1 pseudogene is annotated in these 692 nt (G+C 43.2%); it reads right to left on the bottom strand.

Going from position 1 to position 692, the window contains the following annotated elements:
• Positions 1-153 precede the first annotated feature (153 nt).
• Positions 154-692 (bottom strand): annotated as a pseudogene (locus R7Q48_RS27575) (two-component system response regulator); the annotation flags it as partial.

The following is a 692-nucleotide window of genomic DNA, read 5'->3' as shown; positions in this document are numbered from 1 at the left end:
TGACTATACCTTAAACAATTCCATCTAAACACCAACAAAAAGTAAGGTTATAAAATCATCAGTTATAGAACGACAGATTCAGGAAAGAAGAATGCAGCACATTACATGCTGCTTTCGCCATATTAATTAAAGATAAGATCCGAGTTTGGCTTTCTAAACGAGTCGATTCACTCGAGTAATATTCAGGCTGAAACTGGATGCACCTAAACAACCTATCGACAACTGACCTGTTGTCTTCAGCGGTAAATCTCGGGTGATGAAGTTGTTCATGCTGCCATCACCCAGTCGATTGCCTGCCGCAATATGTTGATTTTCATGTCCATCCGACCATTGGCTGTCCAAACCAGCAGGTAAAAGTGACACGGTTGAAGAAGCTAAATCCGCCACACCAAATACCGCCTTCACCGCACCAGCACAATCTGAGCACTCAATGCCCTTCTCCATGATGTTTACCATGTCTTTCAGATCCGCACTGAAACTTTTTAAGTTTCTTAGGTAATCATCAAACAAAGCTCTCACCAGTAGCGTTGTCGCTACACCTCCATTTTCTTGGGAAGCAGAGTCCACTAAGTAGAAAGCAAACTGTCCATTCATCAACCAGCGATAATCAAACACCAAAGGCATCAAATCTGCCGACTGTAGTAACCGATAAGAACAACGCCAGTCACCTTGAGAGGCGTCTTTGTCTGGCA

The organism is Vibrio sp. 378 (genome assembly GCF_033339435.1).
Note: the sequence above shows the minus strand (reverse complement) of the source record. Positions and strands in the feature narration are given on the sequence as shown.